This is a genomic window from Actinomadura barringtoniae, assembly GCF_017573505.1.
GTDB classification, from domain to species: domain Bacteria; phylum Actinomycetota; class Actinomycetes; order Streptosporangiales; family Streptosporangiaceae; genus Spirillospora; species Spirillospora barringtoniae.
This window is the reverse complement of sequence record NZ_JAGEOJ010000026.1, coordinates 1-18,776: the sequence shown is the minus strand read 5'-3', so window position 1 is coordinate 18,776 and position 18,776 is coordinate 1. Positions and strand designations below refer to the sequence as shown.

Annotated in this window: 14 protein-coding genes; 8 read left to right on the top strand and 6 right to left on the bottom strand. The window is 68.7% G+C overall.

The window, feature by feature from the left end:
• Positions 1–12 precede the first annotated feature (12 nt).
• The 5 genes from J4573_RS45270 to J4573_RS45250 form a co-directional block, all read right to left on the bottom strand.
• Positions 13–930 (bottom strand): MerR family transcriptional regulator, encoded by a 918-nt coding sequence (locus J4573_RS45270; RefSeq protein ID WP_208262576.1) that lies wholly within the window; start codon positions 928–930, stop codon positions 13–15.
• 202 nt (positions 931–1,132) lie between these two features.
• On the bottom strand, positions 1,133–1,294 hold the full coding sequence (locus J4573_RS45265) for a hypothetical protein (RefSeq protein ID WP_208262575.1): 162 nt from the start codon (positions 1,292–1,294) through the stop codon (positions 1,133–1,135).
• 103 nt (positions 1,295–1,397) lie between these two features.
• Positions 1,398–3,404, bottom strand: a complete 2,007-nt coding sequence (locus J4573_RS45260; protein WP_279575813.1) for a recombinase family protein — start codon at positions 3,402–3,404, stop codon at positions 1,398–1,400.
• Positions 3,405–3,869: 465 nt separating this feature from the next.
• On the bottom strand, positions 3,870–4,793 hold the full coding sequence (locus J4573_RS45255) for a TRM11 family SAM-dependent methyltransferase (RefSeq protein WP_243774646.1): 924 nt from the start codon (positions 4,791–4,793) through the stop codon (positions 3,870–3,872).
• A complete protein-coding gene (locus tag J4573_RS45250; protein ID WP_208262573.1) occupies positions 4,790–5,731 on the bottom strand; it encodes a class I SAM-dependent methyltransferase in 942 nt (313 codons plus the stop codon). Before J4573_RS45250 ends, J4573_RS45255 begins: the two co-directional genes overlap by 4 nt.
• 626 nt (positions 5,732–6,357) lie before the next feature.
• Here J4573_RS45250 and J4573_RS45245 point away from each other — a divergent pair.
• The 8 genes from J4573_RS45245 to J4573_RS45210 all read left to right on the top strand — a co-directional run bounded on the left by J4573_RS45245 (position 6,358) and on the right by J4573_RS45210 (position 17,004).
• Entirely contained in the window at positions 6,358–7,137 is a 780-nt protein-coding gene (locus tag J4573_RS45245; protein WP_208262572.1) for a hypothetical protein, read from the top strand.
• Positions 7,138–7,329: 192 nt separating this feature from the next.
• Positions 7,330–7,737 (top strand): pilin, encoded by a 408-nt coding sequence (locus J4573_RS55740; protein WP_208262571.1) that lies wholly within the window; start codon positions 7,330–7,332, stop codon positions 7,735–7,737.
• A complete protein-coding gene (locus tag J4573_RS45235; protein ID WP_208262570.1) occupies positions 7,734–9,710 on the top strand; it encodes a TrbL/VirB6 family protein in 1,977 nt (658 codons plus the stop codon). The genes J4573_RS55740 and J4573_RS45235 overlap by 4 nt, the downstream gene beginning before the upstream one ends.
• Complete coding sequence (locus J4573_RS55735; RefSeq protein WP_208262569.1) at positions 9,707–10,699, top strand: PrgI family protein; 993 nt, start codon at positions 9,707–9,709, stop codon at positions 10,697–10,699. The genes J4573_RS45235 and J4573_RS55735 overlap by 4 nt, the downstream gene beginning before the upstream one ends.
• Positions 10,696–12,546 carry a VirB4 family type IV secretion system protein gene (locus J4573_RS45225; protein ID WP_208262568.1) on the top strand — a complete coding sequence of 617 codons (1,851 nt, stop codon included), beginning with the start codon at positions 10,696–10,698 and terminating at the stop codon, positions 12,544–12,546. Before J4573_RS55735 ends, J4573_RS45225 begins: the two co-directional genes overlap by 4 nt.
• On the top strand, positions 12,543–15,080 hold the full coding sequence (locus tag J4573_RS56460) for a type IV secretory system conjugative DNA transfer family protein (RefSeq protein WP_208262567.1): 2,538 nt from the start codon (positions 12,543–12,545) through the stop codon (positions 15,078–15,080). The genes J4573_RS45225 and J4573_RS56460 overlap by 4 nt, the downstream gene beginning before the upstream one ends.
• On the top strand, positions 15,077–16,012 hold the full coding sequence (locus J4573_RS45215) for a replication-relaxation family protein (RefSeq protein WP_208262566.1): 936 nt from the start codon (positions 15,077–15,079) through the stop codon (positions 16,010–16,012). Before J4573_RS56460 ends, J4573_RS45215 begins: the two co-directional genes overlap by 4 nt.
• Positions 16,012–17,004, top strand: coding sequence for a C40 family peptidase (locus tag J4573_RS45210; protein ID WP_208262565.1), 993 nt, complete (start codon positions 16,012–16,014; stop codon positions 17,002–17,004). The genes J4573_RS45215 and J4573_RS45210 overlap by 1 nt, the downstream gene beginning before the upstream one ends.
• A gap of 106 nt (positions 17,005–17,110) precedes the next feature.
• On the opposite strand, the gene J4573_RS45205 is transcribed toward J4573_RS45210, so the two are convergent.
• On the bottom strand, positions 17,111–17,935 hold the full coding sequence (locus tag J4573_RS45205) for a hypothetical protein (RefSeq protein WP_208262564.1): 825 nt from the start codon (positions 17,933–17,935) through the stop codon (positions 17,111–17,113).
• Positions 17,936–18,776: the final 841 nt, after the last annotated feature.

The following is an 18,776-nucleotide window of genomic DNA, read 5'->3' as shown; positions in this document are numbered from 1 at the left end:
GCCAGCGTACGATCACGCAGCAACGCGAGAACGCAGCGCCGCAACCGACCAATCAAGCGCCGGCGCCAGACGTTCCGGCGCCGACCACCCGTTGATCAGTGACAGCAAGTAGAGGTACCGATCCCTACGCACATCGTTTGCCGCGGACCATCGCCGCAGCACCAACCGATGCAACTCTCGATCGTCAGGCCGCCTCAGACTGCGCGCGCAGTCCGCAGTGAGCGCAGCGACGATTTCATCGGCCTCTGAAGACTCCGGTGCAATTCCAGAGGCCAGCGCCTGCTCCGCATAGTCCCGAGCAATAGCGACAACACCTGGCCGCGGCGGGCAGGACACACCATCAGCCGCATGCTCCTCAGCTCCGCGCCTAACACTGGCCCGAAACCCCGGATCCAGAGCCAGCTCCGCCAACTCCACCCAAGCCTCAACCTGCTCCTCAGTCGGGTCGCCCGGCAGCTCAGGCTTCATAGAACACCGAGGGGCACCACCCTCAAGCCCCCCGAAAACCGCCTCGAGAAACTCCTCAATCAGCCGCTCACGTTCGGTCTCCGTCAGCCGGGCAAGTCGATGCATACGTTCCATCTCCTCAGGTGTGGGCCTGCGTCTGGCCGCGGCCGCCAAGACCGTCCGCCGCAGTCGCAGAACGCCGATCTGGACCTCCAAGGCGGCGGCATGCTGCGCAGCGACCTCACTCAGCGTCAGTTCCCGTTCAACGACCTGCCGGATCGCGTCAAGGCCGACCCCCAACTCCCGAAGCGTCCGCACCAGCGCCAACCGCGCGACCGCGTCCGCCCCATAAAGCCGATAGCCGCCGGCAGTCCGCTCCGCAGGCACCACGATGCCGCGCTCCGAATAGAACCGGATCGTCTTGACCGTCAGCCCAGTCCGCCGAGCCAACTCGCCGATCGTGCAAAGCGTGCCGCCGTCCATCGCCCCATCCTCGACTCTCCCCCTAATGGAGACTCAACCCACGCACACCGCTGCTCTCGCCCCCCAACGAGAGCAGCGGAGCGGTGCAATCAGCAGTCCTGCGGGGAGTCCACGACGTCGGTGGCCCGCGACCACATCAGGGTGAAGTTCCCCTTGTAGTCGGCGTAGGCCGAACGAGAAGGAGTGGTGTCCATGATCCTGATCATGGACTCGTCGTTCTGGTCGAGATCGCCCGCAGCTTCTTGGCGACCGCCGTGCGGGTGAACGACCAGTGCGCGACGTTGATCACTGTGGAGTCGCACGTGGTGGACTTCAGCGAGTTCAGCACCGTGTCCCGCTCGGGATACACGTTCTGGCTGCCCATTGACGGCCTTGTCGTCCATCAGGTACTCGCCGACCCAGATCTGCGAGCCCGGCTTGGCCCCTTCGATGAGCCCCTGCCACCACGAGCAGGGTTTTCAAGCGTGTCATGCGCATGAAGTGGGTTCCTTCCCCCGTCGGATCAACCCGAGTGCAAGAACGCGCTGGATTCGTGGTGATCCTGGGGGAGAGCGCCCGGTTTCCCATCCCCTTTCAGCTCTACCTGAAAGGGGGAAGTGCACAGCAGCCTCGGCTGGCGAGTACCCCCTAGGGGGTACGCAAAGCATGGGTGCGGATGAATGGTCGTCCCGTCCTGAATCCTCAATCGCCAGAGCCTCCTGAGCCGCTCGTTGCTGGGCTCGGATGGCAGCCGCAGCAAGTGTGATCTGGCACTCGGCCTCGTCGGTGCGCCGGTCGTAGCGGATCTGAAGGCGGAACGCCTCGAATAGCTTGCGCTGGAGCTCTTCGGGCATCGCGTCGATCCGGATCGGCCCCGTGGGCAGGAGATCGAGAAGCTCTGGCCTGGGGCGGACTGGCTTGGTCTGCTCCAGCTCTTCGAGCCGGGCGAGCTTGCTGTTGCGGTCGCTGCTGAGTTCGGCCGAGCGTGTGCGGATGTCGTTGAAGAGATCATCGTCCGGATCGCCAGTGCGTTCCAGAGTGCGGACGAGGTTCCGGCGGCGCGCCTCGATGTCCTCGATCGCGCGGCGGACCGTGTCGAGTCGGGCTTGGTGGTCGCGGAGGGCCCGGTCATCGGCCTCGGTCAGCATGGTTCCAAGGAGGTTCTGCCGGTGTGGACCAAAGACGTTGTCGCTGAAGAAGTCTGAGACCGCGTCCATGAGGATGTCTTCGCGAAGCCAGAAGCTCTTGGGGTGTCCGTCAGGGACGTATCCCTTGGCGGGGTCACAGAGGTAGTACACGGTCTCGCGATGGAACTTGCCTCGCATGCGGTGCTCACAGATCGCGCAGATGAGGTAGGAGCGGAAGGCATAGGAGCGTTTGCAGTCAGGGTGGGCCGAGTTGGTTTTGGAGCCGTTCCGTGAGCCTTTCCTCTCGTTGGCTACTTTCTGCGCCTCGATGAAGGTCTCTTTGGTGGCCAGGGGTTCGTGCGTGGGCACGCTCGACCACACCCACTCCTGGGGAGGGTTGAGCTTTCCTCCGTTGGATTTGGTGGCGCGACGGTTCCAGACCATGTAGCCGGTGTGTTTGGGGTTAGTGAGCACCTCACGTACGGATGAGGCGGTCCAGCGGCCGACTGCTCGGTTCGGGTCTACCGGCTCTGGTGGCGGGAACTGGTCCAAGTCCTGGTTGAGCACGTTCGCGATGGCTTTGTAGCCGAGTCGGTCTTCCACTCGCAGAGCGAAGATTCGGGTGACGACGGGGCCTCTTACCGGATCAGGCTTGAGCCGGTGCTTGGAGGCCCCTTCGGCGCGACGGGCCGGTACAGGGTGGGGGATCTTCTCGGCGATGTGGCCATAGGGAGGTTTGCCGACGTTGTAGCCCTGCTCGGTGTGCTCCTCGAAGCCGCCCCATGACTTCTCCAGCAGTTCGAGCACATACCACTCGGCTACGCCCTGCTTCACGCGCCGGGTGAGGACCTGGGTCGCCCGCTTGCCGGTCAGATTGATCGGTTCGTCGGAGGCGAGGAGCGGTACGCCCGCTTCCTCTAGGCGGTTCTCGATGAGAGTTCCGACATAGGTGCGCCGGGCGATTCGCTCGATGGATTCGCAGATCACCACGTCGAACCTGCGGTCTGAGCGCTCAGCCTCCTCCAGGAGGTCTTGGATGCCGCCTTCACGGGGCACCGGGATGGAGAAGCGCTCGTGTCCCCGACCGTAGCCACGAGCCTCAAGCTTCTTCCGGCCCGATTCGATGTCGTAGAAGTGGGCGACGATGACTGCTTGATCAGGGAGGACCCCCCGGCAGCTGTTGAGCTGCCGGGGGATCGACAATGTCGGATCCTGCTGGTCCTCTGTGGAGGTGCGTCCTAGGAACGCGACTCGTAGAGGACCGGGGGCGCGATGCCGTCCACCTGGGCCAATCAGGCGCGTTCTGCTGTCTCCTCGCGTTCCGGTTGCGAGGACGTCGAGCGGGATGGGTGCTGATCCGCTGCCCATTGCAGAACCTCCTTGATGACACGCGCCTGGGCGCGCTCCAGGTGCTCGCCCGCGTCACCTTCGGCGGTGACGACCGTCCAGTTGAACCGAGGGCCAGCCCGGGCGATCATCCGCCCGGCCGCCCCGATCGGGACGCACGCCATGACCGCTCGACTCGGTTGACAAGGTCAAGGCCGGTCTGTCTGTCCAGCCCGGGCGTCCAGGCGATCACCGGTGAGACGGTGCACTCGGGACCGCCGGCGGGTGAGCGGAGGTGCCAAGACCCTCCACACATGTAGGCACGGAGCCGGATCCCAGGAGCTGCGATGCGGGCCGCATGGCGGGCCTCCCGCCTGGAGACGTAGCGGGCCCGGCCGCATGCGCCGCAGGTTCCCACCTGAAGCCAGGCCAGCAGCTCAGGCACGCGTTCTCGTCCGGTGCGGACGGGCACGCGCCGCCGCATGGATTCAGTGGAAGGCGGCTGGCTCATGGGCGGCCCCCGTCCAGGTCGCGCGCTGCCTGGAAGACCAGGAGGTCTTCGTGGGCGGTAGCGCAGGCAGGGATGCCTTTGGCTCGGGCGCGGCGGGTTTCGAGCATCTGGAAGAACGAGGCCCGGTTCACTAGGCCCTCGCCACGGACACCGCAAAGCAGAGCGGCAAGCCGGTTGGTCAGCACCAGCCCGGATCGTTCGGCGACCTCGGCCACACGTCCGGGGAGGTCGACCAGCTCACCGTTGACCCTGATCGGACGCACGGTGACAGCGACGACTCCGTACGGCTTGAGCAGCTCCGCACAGCCGGAGAGGATCTGCCCGAACCCGTCGAGCAACGTGTCGAGTCTCTGGTGGGCAAGGTTGCCGGGGTCGGTGGAGTAACGGTGGTTGCTCTTTTCGATCTTGCCGCCGCTGCTCTTGGTGCCGGACTTGATGTGTCCGTGGGTGTAGGAGCCATACGGCGGCGAGGTCAGCACCAGCGCTATCTCGCCGTGCAGCGAGGCGTAGGCGGTGGTGATGTTGCGGGCGTCGCCGCACACCACCCGTGCCGTTCCTGCGGCGCCTTGGTTTTGGGCTTGCCGGACGTTGTGGGCCGTCATGGTGGCGAAGTCGCTCTCGTACTCCATGCCCGCGGCGTCACGGCCGAGGTGGATCGCCTCCACAAGCGTCGTGCCCACCCCGCACATAGGGTCGAGCACCACCTCACCCGGCTGGGTGAACGCCTCGATTACGCGCGAGGCGATCGCGGGCAGCATCTTGCCCGGGTGCCGCATCGACTCCTCGGTGTAGCGGCCCTTGCGTTGGATGCGTGACGGTTGCTGCCCAGTGGCCAGCACCGAGGGCATCACCTCTTCGAAGCGAAGGCGTGGGTTCTTGTGCGGGCTCTCGCAGTTGCTGGGCTGATCGGGCGCGTTCATCGGGCCTCACCGCCACGCCGGACGCGAGGCCGGGTAAGGAGAAGGACATCCGCGTGTACCCGTGCCGGTGGTGGTAGGACGCCGGAGTGGGCGTCGCGGAACTGCGCTATCTCGGTTGGAATGGCCTGGACGACCAGAGCGTCACCCTCGATGGGGACGCGCAGCGCGATGACGTGCTGGACGTAGCGGAACCCCAGCAGGCTGGCCTGCCGCACGATGCGCGGCGCCGGATCCACTAGCCGCGCGCCTTCGTGTCGGGCGGTCGTGATGATGGCCAAGGTCCCGCCTGGCCGCAGCACCTGCCAGGCGGCTACTAGAAACGCGCCGAGCTGTTCAGTGGTGAGCATCCACAGATCGGCTCGACAGGCCGGGCAGCCCCGGCTGCCCATCTGTTTGGGGACACGTCCGCCGACTTCATAAGGCGGGGGCGCGGCGACTATGAGCCCCACCTGGCCCGCAACGTCGGCCAGACCTCGCGCCATCTGGTCGGGACGGCATGGCCTCATCTCCGCACGTCGGAGAAGGTCCTGGGGCAGCGTCGCCCGCAGCCGGGCGCCGATGTGCTGGGCGAGTGGGAAGTGTGGCACCAAGGCCAACCCACGCCGGCCTGACTCCACGGCGGCGAGCATTGTGGCTTCACTGGTGGTGAACGCTTCCGCGACGACGTCGCCCTCACGTGTGCACGCAGAAATCAAGTGCCGGGCAAGCTGGCGTCCGACGGTTGCACGGTGCTGAACGCACAGCTCGCCACGTGCGGTCGCAGGGTTGTTTGTGGTTGCGCTCGGTGTGGCGGGAGCGACGGGCGCCGCAGCGCCTTCGCTGCTGGTGGTGTCGGAGCAAAGCCAGACCGACAGCGGCAGCAGCCGGGCGTTGGCTTGGCTGTCGCGACCAGGCTGGTCAGCGCCGGAGGCTTCCGGGTTGGAAGGCGTGTAGGTCATTGGTTGGGTGACCCAAGACGGTCACCCGATCGCCGTTGCACCCATGAAGAACCAGCGCCAGGCCCTCAACGCGACAGACCGACATGCAAAGCCTCAGCAAAGCGAGCGGCCGCCTTCGCAGCCGATTCAAGTTTTCGCAGTTCAGAAGGGTGATGAAGGGTTGAGGGAAGGAGGCTGGGCACGCAGGCATAGCGGCATTTAGGGCTCGCGGGGGGCTTGGCGAGTCCCGTTTTCGTACTGTGCTGCGCCGGGGACCGTGGGCGGCCATTTCACCTGCTCAACGAAGGTCGTGGGCCTGGTCGCCCGGTGTTTGAGTATCCGGGCCGTGTGTTGGCCGGTTTGCCAATTCCTTGCCCTCAGCGACGCGCGCGGGGATATCGGCGCAGGTCAGGACCTGTGTGAGGCGGATATCTAGACAGACTCTCCGATGCATCTCCTGGAACTGCGTTGTGGCGGTGTTAGCGCAGGTCGTCGAGGTGATCCGAGTGGTTCGGGTGGGTGACGCTCTCGACTCGATCGTTCTCGCTTCTTACCGGCAACCTCCTCTGTGGCACCTCCAGGGGCTTCTTGCGGAGGTGGACACCTGACGGCATCCGATCCGGCCCGCAATCTTCGGGGGAGCCGTCATGACCCACCGCACGAACACCACCGCCCGTAACCCGGGTGCCGCCTTGACCATCGCCGAGAACGCGTTTCGCTGCCTGGTCACCGGCCCGCGCCCGCTGGCCCTGGACGGCCTCAGCGTCGGGCACGGCCTGCCTGGCCGCATGGTCGATCTCGCTGAACTACGTGGCCTCCTCCTGGACCGGCAGGTGACCCAGGAGATGAAGGACGCCGCATGGGCCGAGCTGGTACGCCTGGCGCGCACGGGTGACCCGGCCTGGGTTGTCGGCTGCGTCGGTGTTGCGATCCCTGGTCTGAAAGCCATCGCGGGCCGCGCGATCCGCCACAACGACGCGCGCTTCGCCGAGGACATCGTGTCGGAGATCCTGACGGAGTTCGTCGCGCAGCTCCAGCGCATTGACCTTGCCCGCCCCGCGATCGCAGCCCGCCTTCTGGTGTGGGCCGACCGCAAGGCACCGGCACGCGCCCGCGCCGGTGCTCTTCGTCAGTGCCCCACTGACCCCACGGAACTCACCGCCGCAACCGCGGCGCCCTCCGGAGACCCTTCCGACGTGCTGCGCGAGGGAGTCCGGCTACAGGTCATCACCGCCGATGAAGCAGCAATCATCCAGGCGACCCGGCTCGACGGCGTCCCGTTGCCCGAGTTCGCGCACACGCAGGGCGAGCCTCGGACTCGGGTCGCCAAGCGGCGTGAACGCGCCGAGGCCCGTCTGGTCGCGGCCATTCGCTCAGGTCAAGTCTCGGCAATCTCTGGCGACTGGCTGTCGCGATCAGCGCCCTGAAGCAGTGATTCATCACTGCCAGATGATCACGGGCTCGGGGCTGGTGCGGGCGGACGGACACCCGGTCGCCGCCGCATCCACCTTCTCCTGAGTTCTTTCGAGGAGGACACCCGAAGCCCTACCGGCCCCGGTCCGTGCTCATCGGCACCCGAAACCCATCCACACACCCCGCGCTCAATCTCGGAGGCCACCGTGAACACCCACCACGAACCCCAGCGGCCGCCCCGCTGTACCTGCGCCGGTCAGCGGCGCGGAGTGAGCTGGATCCGGCTCACCCTCGCCATCGTCATCTGGACGGCCGGGTGTGTGACCGCAGCGCTCACCGTGCCAGGGATCGCGGACGCGACTACCCATCTTGCTGCGGCGACCCAGCTCAACCAGGTCATCACCAACATTCGCAACGTCATCGTCGGTCTCCTGGTCGGGTTGGCCACGCTGTTCGCCACGATCGGCGGAGTCCGCTACATCCTGGGCGGCGGTGACCCGAGTGAGATCGAGTCGGCCAAGCGCACGTTGCGGTATGCGGCGATCGGTTATGGCGTCGCGGTGCTGGCCCCGGCCCTGGTGGAGATCCTCAAGGGCATCGTGGGGACCAAGTGAAACCCCCGCTCACGCCGTGGCGGCTCCTCGCTGTGGTGGTCTTGGCGGCCTCGATCGCAGCCGGGTTGGTGGTGGTCGAGATCGCCCAGGCCCACGCCGCCGCCTCCAGCACCGTGGGTGTGACCCTGGATCCGGCCGGGTATCCGCTCGAGCCGACCCCGCCTGCGCCGTTGCCGTCGCAGCAGCCGTGGATCGAGGCGCCCGGAGGTCAGGATGGGACGCCGGTGAATCCGGCGCCCTCCAAGCCTCCGCCAGGGACGTTGTCGGGGCCGGGGAAGGTGTGCCAGGGCAAGACCAAGATGAAGACCCACGGGCTGAACCCCAACCCGGAAATGTGGTGCGAGGTATCGCCCGGCACGTGGGTCAAGGTCGACCCGAACGACGTCGAGGCCGTCCCGGGTCAGAAGGCGTGCGCGGGCAAGCAGAAACAGCTCATCAACCCGGCCGCGCCGCTCCCCGACACCCTGTGTGAGACCACTCCCGGGAAGTGGGAGCAGGATCCGACCTCGCCCTACAAGGCGCAGAGCGCGGCCAAGAAGGATCAGTCGTGCGGCTTTGGTGACGTCGCGTGTTACGCCAAGCAGGCGATCAATGGCTGGTTCGCCGACCTGATCGCCTCGGCGAAGAAGCCGATCCTGGATTTCGTCGCCCGGTCGTTGATGGGCACCCCGGAGATCAGCTCCACGAGCATGCAGCGCGTGCGGGAGATGTGGGGCGTGACCCGCACCATCGCCAACACCTGCTTTGTTCTTCTGGTCACCGTCGCCGGCGTCTTGCTCATGGCGGGCCAGTCGTTGCCCGGGCAGATGTCGGCCAGGGACCTGTTGCCTCGGGTGGTGCTGGCGTTCCTGGCGGTCAACTTGTCGCTGATCTTCCTCAGCTACGGGATCGACTTCGCCAACGGGCTAGCCGAGGCGTTCCTGCGCGACGGCCCGCAGAAGATCAACCCGAGCGTGCTGGCCGACGTGATCGGCGGCAGCATGACAGCCAACATCGCCTCCGGCGGAACCTTCTTCGCCATCATCGCCCTGGTCGTCCTGGCCCTGGCGCTGTGCCTGGCCTTCATCTACATCATCCGCATCGCCTTGACCATGGTGCTGGTCTCGGCCGCGCCGCTGGCGTTGATGTTCCACGCACTGCCGCAGACCGACGGCCTCGCCCGGTTCTGGTGGCGCAGCACCCTCGGCGTCGGCGTCATCCCCGTATTGCAGGCGCTCACCGCCGCGACCGCCGCGCACCTGTTGTTCACCGAGACCAAGGACAGCAGTAGCGACTTCGCCGGAGTCCCCACCGGCAACGACCACTGGGACCTGCTGCTGGCGGTGGCGCTGCTGTACGTGATGGTCCGCATCCCGTCCTGGACCGCCCGCACGATCTGGCGCGCCGCCACACCCCGCATGCTCACCCAGCTCGCCAAGACCTTCATCCTCTACCGCGGAATCGGAGCCCTCATGAACCGCGCCGGACAAGCCAACCGCACCCAGGCCGCCGGACGAGGCACCGGCGGCACGGGCCGAGCCACTCGCAACCAACCACTACCGGATCGGCGCCAGCCCGGCCCCCGCCCTCAGCGGGAACAGGCTTTCCGACCCAGGCGGCCCGGACGCGGGCGAGGAAGTTCCTGGGACAACCCGCCGCCGTTCACGCCCAGAATGCCTCCCCTGCCGCCCGAACCAGGTGACCCCGAGCCGCCCGGCAACGGGCGAGGCGGGCGGCCGGTGCAGCTCCCGCTGTTCCCCACCCCGGCCCGGCCCTCGGGGGGCGCCGCCGGGCCGATGCAGCTGGCGCTGCCGATCCCGGTCTCGCGCGTCCCGCGCCCGACACCACCACCAGCCGCGCCGCCCGCGCCTCGGCCGGTCCGGCCGCCTCAGGCTCGGCAGTTGATGTTGCCCGGCATGCCCAGACGACCGGTCCCGCACCGGCAGATGGTGCTGTTCCGCGACCCGCCCCGGCGCACCCGGAGGAACCGATGACCCGCCAACTGGACGAGCCGCCGTTGACGGCCAAGATCCCCGCCGACGTCGACCAGCCCGACAAACTCATGTACGGGCTCACCGGACGGCAACTGGCCATCCTGGCTGCTACCGCCCTCGCCAGCTTCGGAGTCTTCACGGCGGTCCGCGCATGGTTGCCGCTACCGGTGGTGGTCGCTGTGGTCTTTCCTGTGGTCGCGGCAGGGGTCGTGGTGGCGGTCGCACGGCGCGACGGGATGGGCCTGGACCGGTTCGCCCTCGCCGCCCTCGCCCACGGACGCACGCCCAAGGAGCGAGTGACGGCCACCGATGGTGTCGCGCCGCCGCCTGGCTGGTGCCGGATGCGCGGAAAGCTTCCGGCGCCGTTGCGGCTACCGGCGCGGGCGGTCCGCGAAGACGGCGTCTTGGAGCTGGCCGAGGGCGGCACGGCGGTCTTGGTGCGGGCGGGAACCGTGGCGTTCGCGCTGCGCACCGCCAGCGAGCAGGCCGCACTGGTGGCGATGTTCGGCCGCTGGCTCAACTCCCTCGACGCACCCGTCCAAATCCTCGTGCGGGCCCGCCCCATGGACCTGTCCGGGCTGGCCTGCCACCTCACCGACACCGCGCACGAGTTGCCCGACCCCGCCCTAGAACGCGCGGCGCTCGACCACGCCGCGTTCCTCACCGACCTGCACCACTCCCGCGACCTTCTAGTCCGCGAGGTCCTCATCGTGATCCGCGACCACACACCAGCCCAACCCGCGCCATGGCTACCAGGCCGCAAGCGGCAGACGGCGCGCGAGGCCGGAGCCGCCGTCGTACTGCGGCGGGCCGCCGAGACCGAACGCGCCCTAGCAGCACTCGGGGTCACCACCGAAGTCCTGGACGCCGACGCCTGCACCACCGCCCTCGCCGAAGCCCTATCCCCAAGCGAGCCCCACCTCGCCGAAACCGCCGGCACCGGCGAGGTCATCACCACCAGCACCCACGACCAGGAGGCAAGTCGATGAAACTCGCGCTTGCACAGTTGCGATCAAAGACGCGTCGAGCCGACGGCGCCGCGGACCTCACGCAAGACCCGGCGGGCGTGCCCGGCCCCTCCGCGCTACGGGTCGGGGCCCAGTCGGTGGAGCTGCCCGGAGGTGTGTGTGCCTCCTTCGCGGTGGCCGGCTACCCGCGAGAAGTCACCGCGGGATGGCTAGAGCCTCTGCTCACCTACCCCGGCCGCCTGGACATGTCCCTGCACATCGAGCCGATCCCGCCGCTGATCGCGGCGCAGCGGCTGCGCCGCCAGCTCGCCCGGCTGGAGTCCTCCACCCGCGCCAACACCGAACACGGACGGCTCGCCGATTTCGGCGCCGAGGCCGCCGCCGACGACGCCGCCGAGCTTGCCGCATCCCTGGCGCGGGGCCACGGGCGGTTGTTTCGCCTTGGCCTCTACCTGACCGTGCACGCCACCGACCACACCGAGCTGAGCGCTGAGGTCGAACGGGTTCGGGCATTGGCCGCGTCGCTGCTGTTGGACGCGCAGCCGACCACCTTCCGCGCGCTGCAGGGCTGGACTTCCACGCTGCCGCTCGGCACCGACACGATCAGGATGCGGCGGGCCTTCGACACCAGCGCGCTCGCCGCCGCGTTTCCCTTCACCTCACCCGACCTGCACCCCCGGCTCGGGGAAACGCCGGTGGTGTACGGGCTCAACGCCTACTCCTCGGGCGTGGTGTTGTGGGACCGGTTCGAGCAGGACAACTACAACTCAGTCACCATCGCCAGATCCGGCGCCGGGAAGTCCTACTTCACCAAGCTCGAAGCCGCCCGGCTGATGTGTCACGGCGTGCACGTCGCGGTGATCGACCCCGAAGACGAATACGCCCTCCTCGCCGACGCTGTCGGCGGAACCCGCATCGCCCTCGGCTCCCCCCAAGTCCGCTTCAACCCCTTCGACCTGCCACCCGGGCAAGGCGAAGACACCCTGATCCGCCGGGCGCTGTTCATCCAGACCCTGATCGCCACGATGCTCGGTGAACCGCTCACCCCGACCGGGCGGGCTGTGCTAGATCGGACGGTCATCGCTACTTACGCCAAGGCTGGAGTGACCGCCGACCCGCGCACTTGGAAACGCCCTGCACCGGTCCTGGCAGACCTCGCCGCCCAGCTCGATCACGCCGCCACTGGCAAGGACGGCACCGACGCCGACCGAGAAGCGGCGGCCGAGCTGGCTGGACGGCTTGCCCCGTACGTGGCTGGTTCGTATCGCGGGTTGTTCGCCGGGGCGACTACGACCCGGCCCGAGGGGCATCTGATCGTGTTCTCGCTGCGGGACCTGGCCGATGAGGTCCGCCCGGTCGGGATGCTGCTGGCCTTGGATGCGATCTGGCGGCAGGTCGCCAACCCCGCAGACCGCCGCCGTCGCTTGGTCGTGGTCGACGAGGCATGGACGCTGATGCAGCAGAGCGAGGGCGCCAAGTTCCTCTACCGACTCGCCAAGTCCGCCCGCAAACACTGGACCGGGCTCGCGGTCGTCACCCAGGACGCCGCCGACCTACTGTCCTCCGATCTGGGCCGGGCGGTCATCGCCAACTCCGCGACCCAGCTCCTGCTCCGCCAAGCACCCCAGGTCATCGACCAGATCGCCGACACCTTCGGGCTCACTGAAGGTGAGCGGGCGTTCCTGCTGGCCGCCGACCGAGGCGAAGGGCTCCTGTGCGGCGGCGGCACCGCCGGAGAACGAGCCGCGTTCTGCGGCCACGCCAGCCCCTTCGAACACCACCTGGCCACCACCGACCCCGCCGAACTCGCCACCAGCACCGCCGCCCAGCCCGGTATCCAGCCCGACGAGGACGGAGACCCGCTGTGAGCCATCTCGCGCACACGCCGACCGGTCTCCTCCACGATGCCGGCGCCTGGACCGAGGTCCTCGTCCACTGGATCGATCACATGGTGAAGGAGCCGGTCCGCCTCGCCGAACTCGCCACCGGCTACGGGGCGGCGTTCACCGCGACCGCTCTCACCGTCGCCGGGACGCGGGCGCTGGTGTGGCGATGGCGCAACCGCCGCTTGGCCGAAGGTGCCCGGCTGGTCGAGATCGCGGTTCCACCCAAAGTTGAGGACGCCAGCGCTGCGGCCTGGTGGGCGCGGCTGATCGGCCTGACCGCACCCTGGTGGAAGCGGCTGATGTTCGGGCAGCAGCACCTTGCCTGGGAGTACCTCGCCGACATCAACGGGCTACGGGTGCAGGTGTGGGTACCTGGCACGATCCCGCTCGGTCTCGTGGAGAAGTCCATCCGAGCCGCCTGGCCCGGCGCCACCCTCACCACCCACCCGAGTCCAAGCCCGCCGATCCCGCTCGAAGCGGCGTGCGCCGGGGGACGTCTCACCGTGGCGCGCACGGACCATTTTCCGCTCGCCACCGACCACAAGGCCGACCCACTCCGGGGGTTGCTGGGCGCGGTCGCCGGACTGGGCAAGGGCGAGTACGCCGCCGTGCAGATCCTCGCCCGGCCCGTCGCTGGGCGCCGCCTAGCTCGTGCGCACAAGGCCGCCGCCGCGCTGCGCGGCGGCCGGTCCACCGCACCGCAGGCCGCCTTCTTCGACCTGATCACCCCCAGCGCGGGGAGTCGGAGCACTCACACGCACCTGGGCGACATCACCCGCACGCATCCCGAGAGGGCCGACCAGGTCCGGGCCATCCTCGGCAAGGCGGCCGGGCCGCGGTTCGAAGTCCAGATCCTGTACGCCGTCGCCACCACGCGCCGCGTCTCACTCAACAAGGCCCAGGGCCAGGCCACCGGCAAGGCCGACGGAGTCGGCGCCGCGGAGAAGGGCTGGCTACGCGGACACGCGCACGAAATCGCCTCCACCTTCGCCTCCTACACCTCCGCCCACCAATACCTCCGTCGCAAGCGGCTGCACGCACCAGCCGAGGCCATGGCCGCACGCAGACTAGACCGCGGCTATCTGCTGTGCGCCGAAGAACTGGCCGCGCTCGCGCACCTGCCCTACGATCTGGCCGCGCCCGGAGTGGTCCGCGCCGGTGCTGCCCCCGTCGCGCCCTCACCCGCCGTACCCGCCAGCCACCTCGACGGCGCCGGGCCCGTCCGCATCCTCGGCGACGCCGAGGCCGGACCCGCGCGCCCGGTCGCGATGCCGGTCACAGGAGGCAGAGAGCACACCCACATGGTCGGGCAGACCGGCGTCGGCAAGTCCACCCTGCTGTCCAGCATGATCCTGGCCGACGCGCACGCCGGACGCGGCGCCCTGGTCATCGACCCCAAGGGCGACCTGATCGCCGACATCCTCGACCGGCTCCCCGAACGCGCCATCGGCAACACGGTGGTGTTCGACCCGCTCAGCTCCGACCCGCCGCCCTGCATCAACGTGCTCGCCGGACCAGACCCGGCGTTCGCGGTCGAGTCGATCGTCACCACCTTCCGCCGCTGCTTCTCCTCAGCCTGGGGACCCCGGCTGGACGACCTGCTGCGGTCGGCGTGCCTCACCCTCACCCGCACCCAAGGCCCGACCGCCACCTTGGGTGAGGTCCCCCGGCTGCTGACCGACTCCGACTTCCGCGCCCGGCTGATCGGCAGGCTCGGCCCAGACGATGCGCTGCTGCGGGGGTTCTGGGACACCTACGAAGACCAGGGGCCGGGCGGCCGAGCGGCGATGATCAGCCCGGTCATGAACAAACTCCGGGCGGTGCTGCTGCGGCCCTTCGTCCGCCAAGCCCTGTCAGGGTCGTCCTCGACCGTGGACCTGAGGCGGATGCTGGATGACGGCGGGCTGGTGCTGGCCCGGCTACCCAAGGGCGTCCTGGGCGAGGACGCCACCCGGCTGTGCGGATCACTCCTGCTCGCCCACACCTGGCAGGCCATCACCCCACGCGCAAACGTCCCCGAAGCGCAGCGACGCGACGCCGCCGCCTACGTGGACGAGGCACACAACTTCCTCAACCTGCCCGGCTCCATCTCCGACATCCTCGCCGAGGCCCGCGGCTACCGCTTCGGCCTCACCCTCGCCCACCAGCACCTCACCCAACTACCCGCCGACCTGCGCGAAGCGCTGTCGGCCGACGCCCGCAACAAGCTGTACTTCGCCGTCTCACCCGAAGACGCCGACCGCCTCGCCAAACCCCTAGAACCGCTGATCACCGCACACGACCTATCCCACCTCGGCGGCTATCAAGCGGTCGGCCGGGTCATGAACGGCAGCTCGCCGACACCAGCGTTCACCTTCCGCACCCGACCACTACCCGAACCCGTGCCCGGTCGCGCGCAAGCCGTACGCGCCGCCTCCCAACATCACTACGGCGCTAAGACTGGTCCGGACGTGCGGCGCTTCCGCGCCCGTGACCCGTTCAGCCAGCCCGGCCAGCCCGGCGGGGAGGTGTCATGACGCCGCGCACCAGGCCCGCGCGCCGCAGCCGTTCCGGGGGCGGGCGGGCGCCGAGGACCAGTCCGGAGCTCATCGCCGAGCTGGCGTTCCGGCTCACCGATCGCGACCGGCAGATCCTTCGGCTGGTGTGGGAGCACCGCGTTCTCACCACCCAGCAGCTCGCCGCCTTGCGGTTCCCGAGCCTGGTCCGTACGCAACAGCGGCTGCGGGTGCTGCACCGGTGGCAGGCGCTGCTGCGCTTCCAGCCATGGGTCCCGGTCGGCACCGCCGCTCTTCACTGGGTGCTCGGGCCCGCCGGTGCTCACGTGCTGGCAGTCGAAGATGGCATCAGCATCCGCGAACTGGGCTACCGGCAAGACACCGCTTTGGATATCGCGGTGTCGTCCAAGCTCGGCCACCAAGTCGGAGTGAACGACTTCTTCGCCCGCTTGCACGCCTACGCCCGCCACCGCGACGACGGCACCCAGCTCCAGCAGTGGACACCCGAGCGGCGCTGCGCCTCGCTAGACGGAGGCCGGGTCAGACCCGATGCGTACGGCCGATGGAGCGAGACGGTCTTGGGGCGGGGGCCGGCGAGTGTGGAGTTCTTCCTCGAGCACGACAACGGCACCGAAACCCTCGCCCGCGTCGCCGCCAAACTCCACGGCTACGCCGCCCACGCCCGCACCACCGGCCACCTCACCCCGGTCTTGTTCTGGCTACCCAGCCCTACCCGAGAAGCCAACCTCCGCCGACTCCTGACCGATCCACCCGTACCGGTGGCCACCGCCGTCCACACACCAGACACGGCGCTGGAGGGACCAGCCGGAGCGGTGTGGTTCCCGGCCGGGGTCACCGCGCCTCGCCGCCGCTTGGCCGACCTCGCCAACGCATGGGAATTCACCGACCCCGAACCTGCGCGTGACGGCGACCAGTTCACGAGGGACACCTAATGCCCTTGGCCATCCTCGCGGCCGCCGCGTTCGTCCTGGTGTCGCTGTTCCTTGGTGCACTTGGCGGCGCGCTCGGCGCCACCTTCAGCAACGGCCCTGGCGAAGGACTGATGTGCCAGACCACACCCGGCAAGGCCGCCGCGCAGATCCCAGCGAACTATCTTGCGGCGTATGCGAAGGCGGGCGCCGAGTACGGGATCTCGTGGAACGTGCTCGCGGCAGTCGGGGCGGTGGAGTCCGACCACGGCCGGGGCAGGGGCTCGGGGATCAGGTCGGGTCGCAACTCGGCGGGCGCGGCCGGACCGATGCAGTTCATCTCCGGGACCTGGGACGGCTACGGCGTGGACGGCAACCACGACGGCAAGAAGGATGTGTACGACCCAGCGGACGCGATCCCCGCCGGAGCACGCCTGCTGAAGGCCAACGGCGCGCCCGAGCACATGGAGCGGGCACTGTTCGCCTACAACCACTCCGACATCTACGTGAAGAAGGTCCTGGCCCAGGCCGCCGCCTACGGCAAGGACGCGGGCGCGGCCTCATGCCCGGTGGTGCCGGTGGCGGCATCGGGGCGTGCGGCGGTCGCGATGCGTGCCGCGCTGCGCTACCTGGGCACCCCGTACTCGTGGGGTGGCGGCGGATCTGACGGACCCACCTCGGGCATCGCGCAAGGCGCGGGCATCGTCGGGTTCGACTGTTCCGGCCTCACCCTCTACGCCTGGCATCAGGCCGGGGTCTCCATCCCGCGGACCTCACAAGACCAGTGGGCGACCTTGCCGCACGTGCCGGCCGGACGCGAGGCTCCCGGCGATCTGGTGTTCTTCCAAGGCGCACTGGGCACCATGAGCCAACCCGGACACGTCGGCCTCGTCCTGGGTGGCGGAAAGATGATCGAGGCTCCCCACACCGGCGCCCGCGTCCGGATCAGCTCCATCCGGACCCGATCGGACCTGGTCGGCTACGCCCGCCCCGGAACCGGGCCCTACACGGCCTGACCGCATCAAGCTGCCCACATGACCTAGCGCTCCCTGCCGAGAATTCCGAAGCCGAGCGCACTGCCAGCCGGATGGCAACTTGGTTGCCCACGTACCGACTGGTCAACTACTCGCTGTGCTGCGCCGCCTCGTGCGCGGCGGTCTCCAACTCGGCCAGCGCAACCGGGTCGGTCGCGACGTTGAGATCGATCAGGCCCAGGTGCTCGGCCCGCTCGATGATCGCCATGAGGTTGATGATGTTCTGTCTGGTCCAGTTGAGCCGCTCTGCCAGTTCCTCGACCTCGATGAGCGTCTGGTCGCGGTCGCCTTCCGCCGCCGCTCGGTCGGCCTGTGATGCCGTCCGGTCACGGCGCGCGGCGAACCGGTTCTGCGCGTCGGCGTGCCGGTCGTGCCGCTCCGCCTCCCGGTCCACCTTCAGCGTCAACAAGAAAGCCCGCAGCGCTGCGCGATCAACGCGATTGGAGGCCCGGTCCTCATCATCCGCGCGCTGCTGCTGCTCCGGCGTTCGTTGCCCAACCGGCTGCCCTGCCGCGCGGTCATCACGCAACTCGGCAAGGCGCAACAACTCCGACATCCGTGACGCACCCGTCTCGGCCAACCGCGTCGCCTCGACCGCCCGCGCGGCCCGCACCGCAGCCCGCTCGTCACGACCCTCAGCAGCGTCGTCCCGGGCCTCGGCGGCCAGGTCACGGCTCTGGCCGACCTCTCGGCGCCGCTCAGCCGCAGCAACCGGCTCCGGCCCGGGACCAGGCCTCGCATCTGAACCGAGACCAGGATCGGGCGGCGCGCCCGCCTCACCAGTGGTCGCCAACCGCCCGTGCAAAGCCGCCGCGACCCGCACCGCCAACACACTCAACGGCTCGTCTGGATGCTGCGCCGCCATCCCCTCCAGCAACACCACCACAGCGCCGACCTCGCCCCGGTCCAACATCGTCCCCCATCTCCTCGGCCGGACAAGACCTCTACACAAAGGCTAGACCGGCGCTGTCGACCGCCGAAACCGTGTTCACCATGAACCTCACTTCGGAACGGGACATTCATCCTCAGCCGCCTATGCCGTCCACTCAACGCCCTAGTGAACGCGCATCAGCCGGTGATTCCGGTCGCAGGCCGCAGGTATGAACGACGCGGAGGTCAGGCTGTACCGCGCGGGTGCGACGGGAAGGTCCAACTCGCCCTCGCGCATCAGACGATCGTCAAGGACTGGCGCACTGCACGACCTCGGCCCGGAATAGGCGAGCACGATCGTCCACGAAAGCGACGCAGGCTGGCGGCGGCCGAGTCCCCCACGGTCTCGGCCGCACGCCGCACCCACAAATATCGGCCGGGCTCAACGACGCCTAGCGTGCCCTAAACCCCCCAGCTCAGGCGCCCCCTGAACGTCGGATCCAGCGGCCGATGCGCACGAGATTAGAGGCGCGATCCCCACACCTCCACCGCTCATGCCACCGGTGCGATGAGCGGCCGGTCCTGCGCGGCCAACGGCCACAACCCGCCGGGGCAGGTACGGGCTCGGATGCGCGGAAATTGGGCGGCAACCATCGGCCTGGCATCGGGGTCCGGACGCGCGGCGCTCGGGCCGTAGAGCGCGTCACCGCGCCCCTGGCGGGACGCGGTGACCTCCGGGTGCACTGCGCGGCGGGCGCGCGGACGCACCGGTTTAGGGGGCGGTGGTGCCGCAGCTGTGCGGGTCCAGGAAGCTGCATAGGCTGCACCCGCCCGCACCGTCGCAGCCGTTCACCTCGGAAGCAGGCACGATGCCGTGGCTGAGA

What these genes read in the sequence shown, in the direction of transcription:
- J4573_RS45270 (WP_208262576.1), bottom strand. Translation starts at nt 930, where the DNA reads ATGGACGGCGGCACGCTTTGCACGATCGGCGAGTTGGCTCGGCGGACT.
- J4573_RS45265 (WP_208262575.1), bottom strand. Translation starts at nt 1,294, where the DNA reads ATGGGCAGCCAGAACGTGTATCCCGAGCGGGACACGGTGCTGAACTCG.
- J4573_RS45260 (WP_279575813.1), bottom strand. Translation starts at nt 3,404, where the DNA reads ATGGGCAGCGGATCAGCACCCATCCCGCTCGACGTCCTCGCAACCGGA.
- J4573_RS45255 (WP_243774646.1), bottom strand. Translation starts at nt 4,793, where the DNA reads ATGAACGCGCCCGATCAGCCCAGCAACTGCGAGAGCCCGCACAAGAAC.
- J4573_RS45250 (WP_208262573.1), bottom strand. Translation starts at nt 5,731, where the DNA reads ATGACCTACACGCCTTCCAACCCGGAAGCCTCCGGCGCTGACCAGCCT.
- J4573_RS45245 (WP_208262572.1), top strand. Translation starts at nt 6,358, where the DNA reads ATGACCCACCGCACGAACACCACCGCCCGTAACCCGGGTGCCGCCTTG.
- J4573_RS55735 (WP_208262569.1), top strand. Translation starts at nt 9,707, where the DNA reads ATGACCCGCCAACTGGACGAGCCGCCGTTGACGGCCAAGATCCCCGCC.
- J4573_RS45225 (WP_208262568.1), top strand. Translation starts at nt 10,696, where the DNA reads ATGAAACTCGCGCTTGCACAGTTGCGATCAAAGACGCGTCGAGCCGAC.
- J4573_RS45215 (WP_208262566.1), top strand. Translation starts at nt 15,077, where the DNA reads ATGACGCCGCGCACCAGGCCCGCGCGCCGCAGCCGTTCCGGGGGCGGG.
- J4573_RS45210 (WP_208262565.1), top strand. Translation starts at nt 16,012, where the DNA reads ATGCCCTTGGCCATCCTCGCGGCCGCCGCGTTCGTCCTGGTGTCGCTG.
- J4573_RS45205 (WP_208262564.1), bottom strand. Translation starts at nt 17,935, where the DNA reads ATGTTGGACCGGGGCGAGGTCGGCGCTGTGGTGGTGTTGCTGGAGGGG.